Genomic DNA, 18,918 nt, shown 5'->3' on the forward strand with positions numbered 1-18,918 from the left:
TCAATAAAAATTTAAGCCCCATGACCTAAGTCACAGGGCAGCTTTTTACTTTGTGAAGATCGGTACGATGTTTACCGCAAGTACAATGATGAAAAGCAGGATAGCGAGGAATCTTGTTATCTTAGCAAGTATAGCTTCCTTGGTTCTGCCCTCGTTCTTGCCGTAGAATGAATCAGCGCTCGCACCTGTGAGAGCAGCGGTCATGCTGTCCTGTGATTTCTGCTCCTGTGAAAGGCAGAGGATAACAGTGATAACACTGATGACGAGTATTGCGATACCGCCGATGATCTCTAAAGTTGACATAAAAAACTACCTCCGAAATATACAGTTATGATTTACGGCGAAAGCCGAAATATTTCAATTAGCTTTACTATTATATCACAGAAGCGGCGGATTTGCAAGAGTTTTCAGCGAAAAAGCGAGGCAAAAAAACAAAGCAAAATTGTTGAAATCATACAAGTTTATGGTTTGTAGGGGCTGATGCCTACATCAGCCCGCAGTATGCACGTAAAATAAAAGCAGCTCCCGTTGGGAGCTGCTTAATGTCATCAAACCTGATCTGTAGGAAGTGAAGAGATCACATTGAGGAGCTTGAGCTGGATAGCGAGAGCGTCGTTTGAAGTAACACCGTTACCTCTCTTGTGAACGTCTGCGTTAGCCTGTCCCTGCTCTGTCATGTGTGTTCTGTCAGAACCGTTGAGACCGTACTTATTTGGGTTAGCAAGTGCCTGCATGATAAGAACTACGTCTGAAAGGTCAACCTGATTATCGCAGTTTGCGTCACCGAGGAGCTTAGCGTCGAGTTCCTTGTTAGAAGCTGTAGTAGTTGTAGTTCTTGTGGTTGTGGTTGTTTCCTTTGTAGTTGTTCTTGTTGTAGTAGTTGTAACTCTTGTAGTTGTCTTTGCACTTGAAGAGCCGTCCATGTGGAGAACTACCTTTTCGATAGTAACGCCGTCATCGTGTGGCCACCAAACCATAGCCTTGATAGTAGAGCCTGCATTTGAAGGAATTGTGTAGTCGATAGATACAGTCTTGTCAGAATTTACCTTAACGCCCTTGAATTCTTCCTGTAACCACTCGCCGTTCCATGTACCGAAACCGCCTGATACCTCAGTGTCGTTTGAATTTACCTTGAGGTAAAGAGTAACTGACTTAGCGCCGTTGTGAGGGAACTCAGCAACGTTGTTTATTGCGCCGTCATCGCCCTCTTCTGTCTTTGCACCAAGCTTTGAGCCTTCAAGTACAACATCGTTTCCGTTTGAAGAAGTGCTGCTGTTGTCAGGCTTTGTAGTTGTTGTTGTGGGCTTTGTAGTTGTAGGCTTTGTAGTTGTGGTCTTGTTTGTGCCTGAGCTTGAACTTGCGCTCTTATGGAGAACTACCTTTTCGATAGTAACGCCGTCATCATGCGGCCACCAAACCATAGCCTTGATAGTAGAGCCTGCGTTTGAAGGAATGTTATAGTCGATAGATACAGTCTTGTCGGAATTTACCTTAACGCCTGAGAATTCTTCCTGTAACCACTCGCCGTTCCATGTACCGAAACCGCCTGATACCTCAGTGTCGTTTGAATTTACCTTGAGGTAAAGAGTAACTGACTTAGCGCCGTTGTGCTCAAACTCAGCAACATTGTTTATTGCGCCGTCATCGCCCTCTTCTGTCTTTGCACCAAGCTTTGAGCCTTCAAGTACAACATCGTCATCGTTTGAAGGGGTGTTGCCCGGGTTATAAACTGTTGTGGTAGTTGTATTGTTGCCCGGATTAGGCTGAGTAGTAGTTGTTGTATTATTGCCGGGAGTTACAGTAGCGCCGCTGCCGCTGTAGATCTTCTTAACGCCCTCGATCTGTGATACAGTAGAGCCTGTCTTGTAGAAGTGGTAAAGACCAGCTGCTGCACCAACGAAACCTGCGTTATAGTCGATAGCAACCTCGTTGCCCTGATAGTCGGAACGGATATCCTGATATGTGCCGTTAGCATCGAGAGGACCGCCGCAGAGAGCACCTATAAGGAGGTACTTGTTGTTCTGTCCGTCGTTCTCCTTGCTTGCTCCTACATCAGGAGAAGCTGCTCTGTGGTGAGGATTCTTTGAAGAATCAGGCTTGAAGCCAACTACGAGACAGTGCTTCTGTCCGTTTGCGAAAGCCTTGTCGCCTGTGAGGTATTCCATCTGGCCCTTAGCCCATGAGGAATCAGCCTTATTGTACTTAGCTGCTACGAGTGAGCAAAGCTGAGCTGTAGCGTTGTGTCTTGCGCTGCCCCACTCGTTAGCGAAGTAGTAGTTGTTGCCGCTGAACTTGCTGAGCTCTGCTGCGCTGCCCCAGTCGCCTGTGATCTCGCCCTTGAGGATAGCAGCACCGAGCTGAACGCTCTCCCATGAGTGAACTGAGTAAGCTGTAGGACAGCCCTTCAGATCGTTGAGGTAGCTCTGATCCTTTGTTGCGAGGTAGAGCCAGCCTGCAGCCCATGCAAGCTCGTCGTCAGAGCCTGTCCAGTGAGCATCATAGAATGTACCTGCTGAGTAGAAGCTCTTGTCCTTCTTTGAGAATTCGTAAAGAGCCTTAGCGTACTTAAGGTCATCAGCGTTGCCGAAGTTTACGTAGTTAGCTGCGAGAGCTGCTGCATATTCAGCAGTTACGTTAGCAGCGCCGCCTGTTGTCCAGAGCATACGTCCTCTGTCGCCCTGAGTTTCAGGAGCACCCCAGTAGTTATGGTCTGTGTTGCCCTCGCCCTTTTCGATGAGGACTCTTGATACTGTATTTCCGTTAAGCTCTGTAGCGTCACGGAAGAATTTAGCGAATTTGTCAGTTATCACCTTGAGGTGAGCTGTCTGACCTGTTGAGTCGTAAGCGTCCTTGAATTCATAGTAGGACCAGCCGAGAGTAGAAGCTGCATAGCCCTGTGGCTGACCGAACATTACGTGGTCACCTGCGTCATGGAAGCCGCCGGGAACTACATCGTTTGTATGGCAGTTGCCTCTCCATGTGAGAGCGCAGTCGGAATTGTTGCCACACATATTTGCGTCATAGAAATAGAGGGAGTACTGAAGGAGCTTTGCGTAGTTATCGCCGTCTGCCGCATTTGCTGTGAGAGAGGGAGACACCGCTGAGAGAGGTGCCGCAAGTGCGGACATAGCGACAGCGCCGCTGATGATGGCTGATTTCAGCCTGTTGAATTTGTTCATGTTATCACACTACTTTCTAAAGTTTTTTCGCCTATAATATGTCTCAAAATCTATTATACAAGTTTTGGTATGAAATTTGGTTACAAATCGGTAACTAAAATATTACAATACGGTTAAATCATACTGTTTGCCTGTATTTTCGGCATAGTGTGCAATCAGGAGCGATAGATATTGTGCACAATCACGATGAAATTGTTGTGCAACAGGTGGACAAAAACAGCCCGTGCAGAGCAAGCTCCGCACGGGCTCTAAGGAGGTGTTGAGTTATATCTTTATCCTATGACAGGTATCGGCAGCTCGGATATGAGCTTCAGCAGATACTTCTGAATATAGAGGGCGTCCTCACCTGTAACGCCGCCCTGCTGATTTACATTTGCATTTGCAAGACCTGATTCTGTGATGTGGCTCTTGTCTGTGCCGTTCAAGCCGTATTTATTTGGGTTGGCAAGAGACTGCATGATGAGTACAACGTCCGAAAGGTCAACAAGGTCGTCGCAGTTGGCGTCACCGTACACTATTCCTGCGCCTACGGTGAGGGATACTGCCTTTGACTGACCTGTAGGAGCGACAAATACTATCCTTGCGCTGCCTTCCTTCAGTCCGACTATCTCGTATGTGCTGTCGGTCTTCTTGGTCAGTGAGATAACGTCGTCGTCATAGCTCAGATTTCCGAACTGGATAAGATTTGCGCCCTTTGTAAATGTGAGGACAGCCTTATCGCCCACGGATATTTTCTGACGGTCAAGGCTCATCTCAAAGTCGGAGCCGTCAAGATATGTGGTAGTCGTGGTAGTCGGCGTTGTGGTCATTGTAGTAGTAGTAACAGCTGCTTCCTTGACGGCTATATTGTGCCTGAAGTTTGTAAACTGTATATTACGGTGCCAATCGTCAGTGTATGTGCCATCGTACATTACTGTATAGCTGCCGGGCTTCAGCTCGTTAGCCATATCGCCCTTCCAGATAGCGCCGTTATCGCCGCCTATTGTTACCACCTGGGGATCGAGGGTGATATTGTCGATGATGAAGGGCTCGCCGTAGATTATGCCTGCTCTGTTTCCGCCCTCTACCTCCTGCCAGTACGTCTGCGAGCGTACCTTTACGGAAATTCCCGAAAGGTCAAGGCTTTCACCGACGGTGTAGATGCTCTTTGAGGGATATGAGATCACTTCCTGAACAACGTAAGCAGCAGTCATTGTAATGGTATATACCGGCTGAGGCGATGTTGTAGTGGTAGTCGTAGTTGTTTTTCCGTTATCAACCGATGTTGTGGTAACAGTGGTGGTAGTCTCGGTAGTAACAACTGACGAGCTGCTGCCGAACTTGAAGTTTTCGTTTATTTCGGCTGCCTTTTTGGCAAGTGCAGGCATAGCTGTTGCGTCGCCGCCGTAAAGATTAGCGATACCTGCGCAGGCGATAGCGAAGCAGCCGTTGTAGTCCAGCGCACCCTCGGTGTACTGGTATTTGTCGGTCTGATCCTGATATCCGCTCTTGTCGTCGCCGCCTACGAGGAGACCGTAAGCTGTGTACTTAGCGGAAGGATTTGATGAAGCGCCGTTTGCGTCGCTGCCCGGGTTAGCTGCGCGGTGGTGGATATGTACAGGCCACTTGTCGCCGTAGCCCAGCAGGAAGCTGTAGCCCAGACTGTTGTCGCCGAGGATATGATCCATCTGATATTTTGCAGCCTTTGCGTAGTCAGCGTCCTTGTCGCCGTTTGCAAGAGCTATAGCGTCCATCTGCTTGGCGCAGTTGTAACGTGAAGCTCCCCAGCCGTCGGCATTGTAGGTGCCTACCTTGAGGTCGCCCTGACTTTCAAGCTCTACCTTGAGCTCGTCTGCGAAAGCCTGCTCGCCTGTAGCCTTGTACATCAGAGCCGAGTAGCCCTGCCAAACCTTGTTCCAGCAGTAAACCCAGCCGTCATACTGGCTGTTGCCGTAGTCCTTGTTCTTGGGGACGCGGGTGGGCTTGTCGCCTGCCTTGCAGAGCCACAGCCAAGCCTGAGCCATAGCCTCTTCGTCCTGATACTGAGCCTCGGTGCCGTAGAAATCCGCCAGTCCGCCGCCCTCGTTGCCCACGTTCTTCTGACCGAAAGCAAGGAGCGCCTTAGCGTACTTGATACACTTATCGGCGTAATCGGGTTCAGTGTCCTTTAATACGTAAGCCGTACCTGCCAGACCTGCTGCCATTTCGCAGCATACTGCGGAGTTGTTTTTGCCTGCCGTCAGCCAGTAGATAGGTCTCTTATAGGTCTGTGCCTCAGGAGATGACCATATAGCGTGATCCTCGCCGCCGTTTGCGACAACGTGAGCTACAGCAGCTACATTGCCCGAGCTGTCGAGGAAAGTCGTCTTCATAAGGTAGTCTGCGCCCCATTTCAGCTCATATATAAGGTGGTCCTTGCAGCCTGCCTTTTCGTATACATCAGGGTTGAGGTAGTCCGAAAGAGCCAGACTGTTGATACCGAAGCCGATAGTGAGGTTGAACTTTATGTGGTCGCCTGCGTCGTGGAAGCCGCCCGAAACATCAACTTTACCGTCACCGTCGGGATCGACTATGGACTTTTCGGAGCTGCCTAAATCTCCCACGGACGCCTCTGCGTCGTAGGTATGGCAGTCTCCGCGCCATGTGAGCGGACCGTCGGTGATACCGCTTCCGCAAGCATTTGCGTCGTACATATAGAGCGACATTGCAAGTGCTTTATAGTAGTTGTTGTCCGCTGCTGCTGATGTAACGGGCTGTATGAACGCTGTTGAAGTCAGCGCCATAACTGCCGATGCGGCGGCAGCGGTAAGCTTTTTAGAAAGCTTGACTAAATTCTTCATTGTAAAAACCCCTCTCATGTTTTGTCACAGAAGCATAGCTTCTATATTAACATTATAACATATTCGGACGAGTTTTTGTGAACGTTTTGTGTACATTTGCACAATGAGGGTAAACTTTGGAGAATGTATCAAAAACCTTGCAGGGGATTTGTTATATTTTACTATCGGAAAACGAAAAAGGACGGTTATACCGTCCTTGTTTAGCCTTTAGCTATTGTAGGTGAGGGCGTCCTCGACGTCCCGAAATATTGTTACATATGGTATGTAGGGGCTGATGTAGACATCAGCCCCTACACTAATCACTAATTTCTTAGTTCTAATTATACTTCTTTATCTCCTCGTCGATAACAGGGGACATTCTGTCGCGGAGCTCCTCCCATGAGCCCACGGGAGCGCCGCCCTCTAACAGAGCTGAGGTAATATTGTCCATAGCACCGCGTGTATCAAAGTTGCAGTCGCCGTTTTTCAGCATTTTATCGCCCATTCCGTAGCCGAGGTCAACAACAGGGTTTGCCTTTGCGGAGCTGATGTACTCCTGCAATGCGTTGTACTGCTCCTCGGTCATGGTCTTGAGAGCCTGTTCCTTTTTCTTAGCCATGAACTTCTCGTCAGAAGCCGCCAGTCTCTCGCATTTGAGATATGTGGCAACAGCCTTGCCCTTTTTGGAGCCCTTTACCAGCATTCTTGCGTCGTAATCGCAGGCGATGTAGTACTTGTCTGCGTCGGGAGACTTGGGGAAAGGAACTATCATAAGGTCTGCTTCGGGATTTATCCTGTTTGAGGTAGCCAGTGTAAGGTCGCTGGAAGCATAGAACAGAGTGCTCATATCTGTGCGGAAAGCGCCGTTAAGGCTCTTGTTGTACAGCCAGCGTGACTGGAGATCTCGCATTATGCCCTCAGCCTTGGCTATTTCGCCGTCCTTGATGTTGTTGGTGAGCTTTTCGCCGTCGAAGCCCACAACGGTCTTGCCGCTCGAAGCGAGGATAGCTCTTCCGAAGAAGCCGCTTATGCCGAAATGGTGCAGAGAATCTTCACTCTCCGAGAACTTGTTTATCATGTTATTGAATGCGTTCCAGTCCCATTTGCCGTCCTTGTACAGGGTGTAGGGATCGTCCATGCCGCCGTCCTTCATGAGCTTTCTGCTGTAGGTTATGAGCTGGGGCTCGGAAACAGAGAAAGGCACGACATAGTGCTTGCCCTTGTATGCAAATTTGTCTATGACAGCGGACATATCCTTCCACATTCCCTCGTCAACGCCCATTTCGCTGAAATAGGAATCGAGGGGCTGGAATCTGTCCTTGAGAACGCCCTCGGGGAATACGCTCATATCGTATGGGAACATATCCACCTCGTCGCCTGCCTGTATCATCTGGTCAAGCTTTGTGAACTTTTCGTCGGGCGAAACGGATACGAACTGTATGCTGCCGCCGTAAACGTCCTCGAATATTGACAGTGCCGATGAGCGCTGACCGCCCTCGGGGTTGAGGTCAAAATCCGACAGCCACACGATATCCATGCTTCCGGGCGCGGTGACGGGCTCGGGCTTATCGTCCTTTTTCTGATTCGTGACAGCGGAATCGGGGGCTTTCTCCGACGATGTCTTTGTATTCTTTTTGCTGCATGAAGCTGCGGAAAACACTGTTCCCACGGCTAAAAAGCCAGCAACTATTCTTTTGATGTCTGACATAGAATTACTCCTTTCACATACTGCACAGATGAATGTACAGTATGAGCATATATTATTATACTCGTTTCATTCGGGCGTGTCAAGGACGGCAGGATTTTAACCGCTTTGTAACCAAAATTCCGCTCCTTTGTGGAAAAACGCCAAAAACGATGCGCGTTACTTGTCAAAATGTTCAAATAATACGGAATCGACATAAAATTACGTGACATTTCATTTTTACTGTGATATAATATAAATAAGGTATTTAACAGGCAGTAATAATGACCTGCCGGAAATTATAGAAAGGGCTTTATCAATATGGACAACAACCAATACGATAGATACGAATCACATCGTCCCCGTAAAAGAGTATCACGCAAGACACTGAGAAACAGACGTCTTGCAGCGCTTTTCATAATAGCATTTCTTGTACTTCTGTTCATAATCCTCATTGCAAAGGGCTGCTCAAAGAGCGACAAGAAGGGCAAGGCAAGCAAGGTGACATCTGCAACTACAATAACCACTCAGGCTACCACCACGGATCCTGCCATAACTACAACTGCTACTACTACAACAGTTGCAGATCCTGTGAACAAGAGCGATTTCAAGCTTGACAAGACAAGCGTTTACATCGAGGTCGGCGAGCAGGATACACCTATGGTACAGGCTTATCCCGAGGGCACCTACGAAGCTGACGAGCGCTGGTCAACAGGCGATCCGAGCATTGCAAGCGTTGACAACTACGGACATATCAAGGGCATCTCTCCCGGAGTATGCTACGTAACTCTCAGATCGGCGGCTGATCCGAAGCAGGAAGTTATGATAAAGGTAACTGTCCGCGGCGAAGAAACTGATACATCAACGCCTCAGTCAAACAAGGCTGAGGCTCCAGAGCCCCCTGTATATGATACAGAGGGGCTTACTTATATTGAAGGGGTATTGATAGCAAACAAGTCCTACAGTTTGCCCGCCACATTCGCACCCGGGCTTGAAACTATCTGTTATTCCCAGTTTCAAGCCCTTTCCGGCGCAGCAGCCAAGGAAGGGCTTAGTATTTATCTGCAATCGGGCTACCGCTCCTACCACGATCAGGAGATAATCTATGATAACTACGTAAAAGAGGACGGCAAGGAGGCGGCTGATACCTATTCCGCACGTCCGGGGTACTCCGAGCACCAGACAGGACTGTGTATCGACGTAAATACCATAGACGACGCTTTCGGCTATACTCAGGAGGCTTCATGGCTGGCGGAGCACGCCCATGAGTACGGCTTCATAATCCGCTATCCGCAGGGCAAGGAGTCATACACGGGCTACAAGTACGAGCCGTGGCACATCAGATACGTAGGCTCAAAGCTGGCGACGAAGCTCCACAAGAGCGGACAGTGCCTCGAGGAATATCTGGGCGTCAAGTCCGAATATAAATCAGAATGAAAGGCTGAGGAATATGCCAAGATTCTTTACCAATGAGATAGATGAGAACAATATCGTCCTGACAGGCAGCGACGCCAACCACATCGGACGCTCCCTCCGCATGAGAGTGGGCGAGGAGGTGACAGTCTGCTGCAACGGCGTGGACTACTGCTGTACTATCGGCAGTATTACCGCAGACAGCGTGTATCTCGACCTTGTTGAGAAGCACCGCTGCGCCGCCGAGCCAAATATAAATGTGACGCTGTTTCAGGCTGTCCCGAAGCTGGACAAGCTGGAGTACATTATACAGAAAAGCGTGGAGCTGGGCGTATCGCGGATAGTTCCCGTGCTCACAAGACGCTGCATATCCCGTCCCGACGAGAAGGACTTCGGGAAGAAAAAGCTGCCACGTCTCAACAAGATAGCCGAGGAAGCGGCAAAGCAGTCGGGCAGAGGCATGATACCCGAGGTAACGCCTATGGTGAGCCTCAAGGAGGCTGTTGCGATGATGAAACAGCTTGACAGAACAGTGCTCCTCTATGAGGAAGAGGGCGGCTGTTCCTTCGGAAACGTCGATTTTTCGGGAGCTGAGACCGTGGGACTCTTCATCGGCAGCGAGGGCGGCTTCGACAGGGAAGAGGCTGAAATGACCGTAAATGCAGGAGCAAAACAGGTCTGGCTGGGCAAGAGGATACTGCGTTGTGAAACAGCACCAATAACAGCCCTTTCAATTTTGATGTTTTTAACAAATAATATGTAAAGAGTTGAAATTTCAGAAAGAGTATGATATAATATTTATAGATTATCGTAATCCGATCGCAAGCGGTTCGGTAAGTTCTAATTCTTGCGGAGAAAAGAGGAAAATAAAATGAATAAGTTTTTAGTTGCTATTTTAGCTGCTGGCGCAGCAGCTGCCGTTGGATATGTCGCAGCACAGGCTCTCAAGGACAAGGGTTCGGATTCAGATTATGATGACGACGATTACGATGATTTCGACAATTTCGATACTGATGAAAGCATCGACTTTGAGATCAGCGAGGACGCTGCTGATGAGATAAAGGAAAAGGCAGAGGACGTTGTTGAGGATATCAAGGACGCTGCTGAAGAAATCGCAGACGATATCAAGGACTAATGATCTTTATAAGGGAGCTGCGGCTCCCTTTTTGTTTTATCTGCTTTTCGCAAAAAACGACAAAAACAGCCGATGTTATTGTGAAATCCTACAAAATGCATGATTTGCACTTGACAATGACATTTTGCTCTGATATAATATAAAAGCTGTCTGTCACAGACTGTATCAACGAGGCGTAACTCAGTTTGGTAGAGTGCTTGCTTTGGGAGCAAGATGCCGCAGGTTCAAGTCCTGTCGCCTCGACCAGATTTTTTTGAAAAAATTCAAAAAAGTACTTGACAAGCACAGCAAATTATGATATAATAATTAAGCGTTAAACGCTGGTGTAGCTCAGTTGGTAGAGCAGCTGATTTGTAATCAGCAGGTCGGGGGTTCGAGTCCGTCCACCAGCTCCATTATTTTGTCCTGAGACAAAATACAACAACTCTTAACTGGGAGAGTTCCCGAGTGGCCAAAGGGGGCAGACTGTAAATCTGTTGCTTTTCAGCTTCGATGGTCCGAATCCATCCTCTCCCACCAGAAACGCCCCGAAAAAATTTCGGGGCTGTTTTTGTTTCATTCGCCGTAAACCTTGCAAATCCACTGCAAGGGCTTTTTTATGCCCGGGAAAAAAGAGGATTTGCACGGAAATACAGGCTTTATGTTCAGAAAAGTATATATAATGCAGGGACAAATCGGCATGAGCCGTTTACATATATAAACACAAGAAAGTCAAAGACTATCTGGAGGAAAGAAAATATGATAAGAGAAGATTTAAGAAACATTGCCATTATCGCTCACGTTGACCATGGCAAGACCACTCTCGTTGACGAAATGTTAAAGCAGGGCGGCGTTTTCCGTGAGAATCAGGCTGTTGCAGAGCGTGTAATGGACTCAAACGACATCGAGAGGGAGAGAGGTATCACTATCCTTGCGAAGAATACCTCAGTTATGTACAACGGAACAAAGATAAACATCATCGACACCCCCGGCCATGCTGACTTCGGCGGCGAAGTTGAGCGTGTACTGGAAATGGTCGACGGCGTTCTTCTCCTTGTTGACGCAGCAGAAGGCCCTATGCCCCAGACACGTTTCGTACTGTCAAAGGCTCTGGAAATGGGACACAAGATAATCGTTGTGGTAAACAAGATAGACCGTCCCGACGCCCGTCTCGACGAGATAGGCGACGAAGTTCTCGAACTTCTCCTTGACCTTGACGCAAACGAGGAACAGCTCGAAAGCCCACTCCTTTTCTGCTCGGGAAGAAGCGGTACAGCTTCACTCAGCCAGTATGAGGCAGGTACAGACCTGAAGCCCCTTTTCGATACTATCATCAACTACATCGAGCCTCCGAAGGGCGAGGAGAACGATCCTCTCCAGATGCTCATCTCCTCTATCGACTACAACGAGTACGTCGGACGTATCGGCATTGGTCGTATCGTAAGAGGCAAGATAGCCGTAAACCAGCAGGTAACTGTCTGTGATTACACAGGCTCAAAGAAGAACTACAATGCCAAGATAGTTTCACTTCTCCAGATACAGGGACTCAACCGTGTTCCCGTTCAGGAGGCTCAGATGGGCGATATCGTATGGATATCGGGTATCGAGAACATCACTATCGGCGATACAATCTGCGCAACAGACGCTCCCGATCCGCTCCCATTCGTAAAGATAAGCGAGCCTACTGTTGAGATGACATTCTCGGTAAACGACAGCCCATTTGCAGGACGCGAGGGTAAGTTCGTTACATCACGTCAGCTCCGCGAGAGACTCTTCAAGGAGCTCTTAAAGGACGTTTCTCTCCGTGTTGAGGAGACAGACTCAACAGACGCATTCCGCGTAGCAGGTCGTGGTGAGATGCACCTGTCAATCCTTATCGAGAATATGCGCCGCGAGGGCTATGAGCTGGGCGTATCAACTCCCCGTGTACTCTTCAAGACCGACGAGAACGGCAGAAAGCTTGAGCCTATCGAGCGCCTTGTTATCGACGTTCCCGAGGACTGCGTCGGCTCCGTAATGGAGAAGATAGGCGCACGTAAGGGCGATATGGTGGATATGCACCCACAGGGCACACGTATGCGTATCGAGTTCCTTATCCCTGCAAGAGGACTTTTCGGCTATAAGAGCGAGTTCCTTACAGATACAAAGGGCGAGGGCATCATGAGCCACGTATTCGACGGCTATCAGCCTTACAAGGGCGATATCGAGCGCAGAAACACAGGCTCTCTCGTTTCATTCGAGACAGGCGAGGCTGTTACCTACGGTCTTTACAACGCTCAGGAGCGCGGACAGCTCTTCATCACATCGGGTACTCCCGTATATGAGGGCATGATAGTAGGAGCTTCACCAAAGACAGAGGATCTTGTAGTAAATGTCTGCAAGAAGAAGCACCTTACAAATACCCGTGCAAGCGGAAGCGACGACGCACTCCGTCTTGTACCGCCAAGAATACTCAGTCTTGAGGACTGTCTTGAATTCCTTGCTGACGACGAGCTTCTCGAGGTAACTCCCGAGTCTCTCAGAATCAGAAAGAGAACTCTCAGCAATACTCAGAGAGCAAAGGACAGAAGCAAGAAGTAAATTTCATCAAACAAACACATTAAAACCATACAGTTTGCAGATTTGGGAGCTATGATAGTAAAAAATCTCTGTCATTGCTCCCGAAAACGTATTTTTCAGGGGATCAGGCAGGAGAAATAGAACAGCAGTAAGCCTTTTTAAGTCAAAACGAGAGGAAAGTATCATGGATAAGAAAAGAGTCATTGCACTTATTCTTGCCGCAGCAGGACTTCAGTGCCTTGCAGGCTGCGGAAAAAATAAAAAAGATGACAGTATGCCGCTTTATGCGGAAACTCCTGTTGAGACCACAACAGAGCCCCCTGTGGGCGGAGCTGATATATCAGGCGATAAATACGACAGCGAAGCCTATCAGGCTAAGATAAACGAACACGTCAAGGCTGCGGAGCTCACAGACGCACCGCTGGTGCTTGGCAGCGTGGGCAAGGACATTATCGTACCCGATGAGGGCGCGGAGGATTCGGGACTTGGCACGTACCGCGTAAGTAGCAGCGGCATAAAGCTGTATTACGACGAGACCGTCTTCCCCGAGGAGCTCATGCTCACACTGGAAAAGTATTTCACTTCGTTCCCGTCGGCTGATTATGCAACATACAGCCGCTGTGTCTTCCCGAGCTACATCACGGAAATGGAAAGCTTCCTTGAAAAGAACTACAATTATGACCTGAAGGCCTCTTTTTCAAAGCAGTGCTCGACACTGGCAGAGAAAATGAAGGGCGACTACAGGATAACCCGTATAAAGCTGGAAGAGGCTCCCGTATATGAGGAAGGCAAGGATAATATTGAGAACTATTTCTCGTCCCTTGACGAGGTGTTTGAAAAGGACTATCTGAATCAGGTCAAGGAGGAAAGCGACGAGCTCATCGACGCCTGCTTCTATGTAATGGCTGAGGATCCCTACGGAAAAGAGCAGATGCTTGTTGCGGAATACGAGATAGTCTTTGCTGTCAAGGACGGCAAGTATTATACATTTGGCTGAGGTGGCGCATAAAATGAAAGGATATATCGGAAAAGCGGCAGCTTTTCTTGCGGCGGTGCTGGTAGCTGTTTCTGCGGCAGGCTGTGCCGATAAAAAAGAAGATGAACACGACCACGGACATAACATGGCAGGTATCAGTGCTGCTGACGGTGACTATTCGGAGTTTGCCGAGAAAGAGCTGAAGCCCGACAGTAATGACGTGCCAATATTTATAACCTTCCGCGGAAACCTTGCCGAAGATGAAGAGGCTGCAAAGGTAGCTGAGTTTTACTATGCAATGTCGGAAAAGAGCGTCGAGTACCTTGAAAAAAGCGTACAGCCCGACGTGCTGAAAATGAAGCTCAACGGCTCAACATCAGCGGACTATCTTGATGTTCAGTATAATTTCATCAAGGACTCCATAACAGGCTGTGACTTCAAATTCACTGCTGTTACCATTGATGAGGACGCGGCGAATGACGATACGATATATTACTATGATTCACTGCTTGCAAAGGCTGCTCCCGACTTGAAGCCCACTGCAAAAAAGGTGTTCAATGTAAACTGTCTTTATGACAAGGGCGACGGCGGACAGCTTTCTATCGCAGCAAGACTCAAAGAAAAGGGCATGAACGAATTGGAAGTTGCGGTCTATACTATAGACGGCAAGCCATATATAATATTCTAAAGCAAAAGGACGGCATTGCCGTCCTTTTTTAGTGATTAGTAAGTAGAGATATCCACTATGAATTTACTGGCTGAGAGTATGAACGGGATTCCTAAGGGACGTGTTCCTTAGGCGGAGTGACTCCCCATAAAATGGGGAGATGTCCGTAGGACAGAGGGGACGTACCGGTAAGGTCAGAGGCAGCGCCTCTGGTGGGGTGTGGGGCAAAGCCACGCAGTTACGAAGCGCACCGCAAGGGTGAATCCCGAAAACAATCCAGTGAATTGTTTTCGGGAGAGGGACGCCCTGCAAGAGAGGGCGTCCCTTATCGGGCGGATATTATCCGCCCCTACAGACCATTATATCGGGACGCCGAGGGCGGCGTCCCCTACAAAAAAAGGCGGACTTTCGTCCGCCTTTTTTCATATCTGTGTTGAATAGTTTGGAGCTTCCTTTGTGATGTAGATATCATGTGGGTGGCTCTCTTTAAGTCCTGCGCCTGTAATGCGTATGAACTTAGCCTTTTCGTGGAGTGTGGGGATATCTACACAGCCGCAGTATCCCATACCCGAACGGATACCGCCGACCAGCTGGAAGATAGTATCTGCAACAGGTCCCTTGAAAGGCACACGGCCTTCAACGCCCTCAGGAACGAGCTTCTTAGCGCCCTCCTGGAAATATCTGTCCTTAGAGCCGTTTGCCATAGCGCCGAGGCTGCCCATGCCTCTGTATACCTTGAACTGACGTCCCTGATATATCTCAGTTTCGCCGGGAGCTTCTGCACAGCCTGCAAGGAGCGAGCCGAGCATAACTACGTTTGCGCCTGCTGCAAGAGCCTTTACGATATCGCCCGAGTACTTGATACCGCCGTCAGCGATAACAGGGATACCGTATTTCTGAGCTACACAGGCAACGTCATAAACGGCAGTTATCTGAGGAACACCGATACCTGCAACTACACGGGTAGTACAGATAGAGCCCGGTCCGATACCTACCTTTAAGCAGTCAGCGCCTGCTGCGATAAGAGCCTCAGCAGCTTCTGCTGTAGCGATATTTCCTGCGATAACAGGGATATCGGGATATGCTTCCTTGACCATTTTCAGGCACTTGATGATGTTTGCGCTGTGACCGTGAGCAGAGTCAAGAACAAGTACGTCAGCCTGAGCGTCGATAAGAGCCTTTGCTCTTTCGAGAACGTTAGCTGTTACGCCGATAGCAGCGCCGCAGAGAAGTCTGCCCTTGCTGTCACGGGCGGAGTTAGGATACTGAACTGATTTCTCGATATCCTTTATAGTGATAAGTCCCTTGAGGATACCTGCCTCATCAACGAGAGGGAGCTTTTCTATCTTGTGTGCACGGAGGATATCCTGAGCCTGAGCGAGAGTAGTACCAACAGGAGCAGTGATAAGGTTGTCCTTAGTCATTACCTCTGATATCTTAGCGTTGAAGTCTGTGAGGAAACGCATATCTCTGTTGGTGATGATACCGACCAGCTTGCCGTTTCCGTCAACTATCGGAACGCCTGATATCTTGTACTTGCCCATAAGCTCGTCCGCATCAGCGACGATATGGTCTTCGGTGAGGGAGAATGGGTTCACGATAACGCCGTTCTCACTTCTCTTGACCTTGTCCACCTCTTCAGCCTGCTGTTCGATGGACATATTCTTGTGGATAATACCGATACCGCCTTCACGGGCAATGGCGATAGCCATACGGGAATCGGTAACTGTGTCCATAGCGGCTGTCATGATAGGTGTGTTGAGGCGAACGGTTTTTGTGAGCTGAGTACCGATCTGTATCATGTTGGGCGTAACATTTGATTCAGCGGGTATAAGCAGCACATCGTCGAAGGTAAGACCTTCCTTCTGAAATTTGCTGTTCATGTCGGTCAGCATAAAAAATTCCTCCTTGCAGTTGTAATATTAACTTTAATGATACTATTTTTTGCGGCTCATGTCAATAGTTTCAGTGGCTTGCTGTGCATAGAATTTTGTTTTCAAAAAAGGTCGCTTTTTGGCGAAAAAGCAGTTTGTTATATTAAAGTAATTCAGTGTTAAAGCGGCATTATCAGTGCTTTAATGCGTTTTCCGCGTATTTTGTAAGAATGAGCGAAGCGTCCACTGCATTGACAGCTGTGTTGTTGTCGTAATCGGCGGCGATGACCTGTTCAACATTGAAAGACGACGGCTTGTCGGTGGAGGTAAGTGCGTACTCAGACAGTACCGTAGAGGCGTCAACTGCGTCGATAACGCCGTCGCCTGTGACGTCGCCCTTCTGAAGCACTCTCGTGCCGAAGATGATACCGTTTTCAGAGGCATACTTTTCCGCGGCAGAGCCCTTTTCGCCCTTGATGACGAAGCCCGAGATGTTCTCGGAGGAGGACTGTCTTGTGTCGTATCTTCTGCCTATAGCGTCTTCATTTATTGTGGTCACGGTTTTGGGGATATATATGCCGCTGAGAGAAGCACAGCTGAAAAAAGCATCACAGTCGATAGATTCGACGCTGTCGGGGATAATGATGTTATTGAGCGATGTACATGAGTAGAAGCAGCTGTCTGGAATAGCTTTCAGAGAAGAGCCGAGGCGCACCTTTGAAAGTGAGTTGCAGCTCATAAAACAGCTATCGCCGAGAGACTTTACCGAATCGGGGAGCTCCACTGATTTAAGGGAAAGGCAGCCCGAAAAGGCGGCGTCGTTTATTGATGTGACGGTATCGGGAATGGATACGGAGGCCATATCCTCTCTCTCAAAAAAAGCGCCTTCGCCGATAGTTTTTATCTTATCAGGCACAGCAGCACTGCTACCGCCTGCATATTTTACGAGGGTATCGCCGTTCTTGCTGCACAGGCAGGAGTTCACCGAAGAATAGCTCTGATTATCCTTGCTGACGGTGAACGAGCTGAGCTTTGGGCAGGCAGAAAAAGCGTATTCGCTGATATTTGCAGCTCCTTTGCCGATAGTTACGCTTGTCAGTTCGGGGCAGGCGGAGAATGAAAGACTGTCTATCTCAGAAGCACCGTTGCCGATAGTTACGCTGACCAGATCGGGACAATCGAAGAAAGCCCGATTGCCTATTTTTTCCACACTGTCGGGAATAACGCAGGTCTTGAGACCTTCACAGTGAAAAAACGTATTCTCGCGGATACAGGTAACAGGCAGCCCGTCGATCTTTTCGGGAATGACAAGGTCGCCGTTACGGAAATCTTTCCCTATGCCGTCAATGCTTATGTGGTCTTTTTCTACCTTGTATACTACACAGCTTGCGCCGGCAGGAGTTTCAGCGGCATATGAGGGCGTTTTCGGAGCTGCTGCAAAGAGCACTGCGGCAGCAGCGGCAAAGGATATCAGCCTTTTCATTTTATACCTCCCTGCGGCATACTTCGCCGCTTACCATAACGAGTACGGGCTCGGACATCAGGTCGAGGGGGTTATCGCCCTTTCTGTAGAGCTGTATATCCGCGTCCTTTCCCACGCTGAGAGAGCCTGTGGTATCGTCGATGCCCAGTATCTCAGCAGGGGCTATAGTGAGAGTTTTCAGTGCCTCGTCAAAGTCAAGTCCGCCCTTTACCGCAGCCTGTGCGGAGAGGGGGAGATACTGTATGGGGATAACCGTATGGTCTGTGCAGATAGCTATTTTTACGCCGTTTTCATGGAGTACAGAGGCGTTTTTCAGTTCAAGTCCGCGCATTTCGGGCTTGCAGCGGTCACAGATAACGGGACCGCATATGACGGGTATCTTCTCCTCGGCAATGATGTCGGCTATCTTGTGTCCCTCAGTGCCGTGTATGATGACCGCGTCAAGGCTGAATTCCTTTGCAATGCGCATAGCCGTGCAGATATCATCTGCGCGGTGGCAGTGGAAGAAAGCCTTCATCTTGTGGTCGAGCAGGGGCATGAGAGCCTCGCATTTTATGTCATATTCGGGGGGATCGTAGTTCTCGCTGTCGGAGTAGTAGCTGTCCATATCATGGGCATAGCGGCGAGCCTTGTAGAGTCCCTCGCGGATAAGAGCGGTTATCGCCATACGTGTTACGGGAGTTTCCTCGCGTCCGTTGTAGACGTTTTTGGGATTCTCGCCGAGAGCGAATTTTATTCCGCAGTTCCTTATGAGCATATCGTCAATGCGCCTGCCGTATGTTTTTATAGCGGCTATCTCTCCGCCGCAGGCATTGGCGCTTCCGGGGCTTGAAGCCGCCGCGGTTATGCCGCGCATACGGGCTTCCTCGAAGCAGCGGTCAAAGGGGTTGATACCGTCGATAGCTCTCATCTGGGGAGTAAATGGATCGGTGGATTCGTTGCAGTCGTCCCCCTCGAAGTCCAGACCGTCCTCGATAATGCCGAGGTGGTTGTGGGCGTCGATAAATCCTGGCAGAAGCATACCGCCCTGTGCGTCTATGGCGTCCTTGTCGTCATAGGGGAGGTATCCGCTGCCGATATTGCGTATTTTTCCGTTCTGGATATCTATCCAGCCGTCCTTTACCACACCAAGAGAGCCCATGGTGTGAATTTCAGCATTATAGATAAGCAT

13 protein-coding genes and 3 tRNA genes are annotated in these 18,918 nt (G+C 49.0%); 9 read left to right on the plus strand and 7 right to left on the minus strand.

Features of this window, described 5'->3' with window-relative positions; translation table 11 throughout:
* Positions 1–45 precede the first annotated feature (45 nt).
* The 4 genes from secG to T497_RS0101190 form a co-directional block, all read right to left on the minus strand.
* Complete coding sequence (gene secG / locus T497_RS0101175; protein WP_028514033.1) at positions 46–303, minus strand: preprotein translocase subunit SecG; 258 nt, start codon at positions 301–303, stop codon at positions 46–48.
* Between the two features lie 245 nt (positions 304–548).
* Positions 549–3,179, minus strand: a complete 2,631-nt coding sequence (locus tag T497_RS0101180) for a glycoside hydrolase family 9 protein (protein ID WP_028514034.1) — start codon at positions 3,177–3,179, stop codon at positions 549–551.
* A 272-nt stretch (positions 3,180–3,451) separates the two neighbouring features.
* The gene (locus T497_RS17215) at positions 3,452–5,998 is read right to left on the minus strand and encodes a glycoside hydrolase family 9 protein (RefSeq protein ID WP_051530418.1); all 2,547 of its coding nucleotides are present in this window, start codon (positions 5,996–5,998) and stop codon (positions 3,452–3,454) included.
* 316 nt (positions 5,999–6,314) lie between these two features.
* Positions 6,315–7,685: an ABC transporter substrate-binding protein gene (locus tag T497_RS0101190; protein ID WP_028514035.1), complete on the minus strand. Its 1,371-nt coding sequence runs from the start codon at positions 7,683–7,685 to the stop codon at positions 6,315–6,317.
* A gap of 297 nt (positions 7,686–7,982) precedes the next feature.
* Here T497_RS0101190 and T497_RS0101195 point away from each other — a divergent pair, with 297 nt between their 5' ends.
* From T497_RS0101195 to T497_RS0101235, 9 genes are all read left to right on the plus strand, one after another.
* Complete coding sequence (locus T497_RS0101195) at positions 7,983–9,098, plus strand: D-alanyl-D-alanine carboxypeptidase family protein (RefSeq protein WP_028514036.1); 1,116 nt, start codon at positions 7,983–7,985, stop codon at positions 9,096–9,098.
* A 13-nt stretch (positions 9,099–9,111) separates the two neighbouring features.
* Positions 9,112–9,837, plus strand: a complete 726-nt coding sequence (locus T497_RS0101200) for an RsmE family RNA methyltransferase (protein ID WP_028514037.1) — start codon at positions 9,112–9,114, stop codon at positions 9,835–9,837.
* A gap of 108 nt (positions 9,838–9,945) precedes the next feature.
* Entirely contained in the window at positions 9,946–10,209 is a 264-nt protein-coding gene (locus tag T497_RS0101205; RefSeq protein ID WP_028514038.1) for a hypothetical protein, read from the plus strand.
* A 169-nt stretch (positions 10,210–10,378) separates the two neighbouring features.
* Positions 10,379–10,455 (plus strand) — tRNA-Pro (locus T497_RS0101210).
* A 73-nt stretch (positions 10,456–10,528) separates the two neighbouring features.
* A tRNA-Thr gene (locus tag T497_RS0101215) sits at positions 10,529–10,604 on the plus strand.
* 38 nt (positions 10,605–10,642) lie between these two features.
* Positions 10,643–10,728, plus strand: a tRNA-Tyr gene (locus T497_RS0101220).
* Between the two features lie 219 nt (positions 10,729–10,947).
* Entirely contained in the window at positions 10,948–12,768 is a 1,821-nt protein-coding gene (gene typA / locus T497_RS0101225; protein ID WP_028514039.1) for a translational GTPase TypA, read from the plus strand.
* A gap of 163 nt (positions 12,769–12,931) precedes the next feature.
* Entirely contained in the window at positions 12,932–13,744 is an 813-nt protein-coding gene (locus T497_RS0101230; protein ID WP_028514040.1) for a hypothetical protein, read from the plus strand.
* A gap of 13 nt (positions 13,745–13,757) precedes the next feature.
* Entirely contained in the window at positions 13,758–14,411 is a 654-nt protein-coding gene (locus T497_RS0101235; RefSeq protein ID WP_028514041.1) for a hypothetical protein, read from the plus strand.
* Positions 14,412–14,812: 401 nt separating this feature from the next.
* Here T497_RS0101235 and guaB read toward each other — a convergent pair whose 3' ends face one another.
* The 3 genes from guaB to T497_RS0101250 form a co-directional block, all read right to left on the minus strand.
* Positions 14,813–16,285 (minus strand): IMP dehydrogenase, encoded by a 1,473-nt coding sequence (gene guaB / locus T497_RS0101240; RefSeq protein ID WP_028514042.1) that lies wholly within the window; start codon positions 16,283–16,285, stop codon positions 14,813–14,815.
* Positions 16,286–16,457: 172 nt separating this feature from the next.
* Positions 16,458–17,747, minus strand: coding sequence for a leucine-rich repeat protein (locus T497_RS0101245; RefSeq protein ID WP_028514043.1), 1,290 nt, complete (start codon positions 17,745–17,747; stop codon positions 16,458–16,460).
* A 1-nt stretch (position 17,748) separates the two neighbouring features.
* A complete protein-coding gene (locus tag T497_RS0101250; protein ID WP_028514044.1) occupies positions 17,749–18,918 on the minus strand; it encodes an amidohydrolase in 1,170 nt (389 codons plus the stop codon).

Origin of the sequence: Ruminococcus flavefaciens MA2007 (genome assembly GCF_000621845.1) — a bacterium.
Classification (GTDB): Bacteria; Bacillota; Clostridia; order Oscillospirales; family Ruminococcaceae; genus Ruminococcus; species Ruminococcus flavefaciens_E.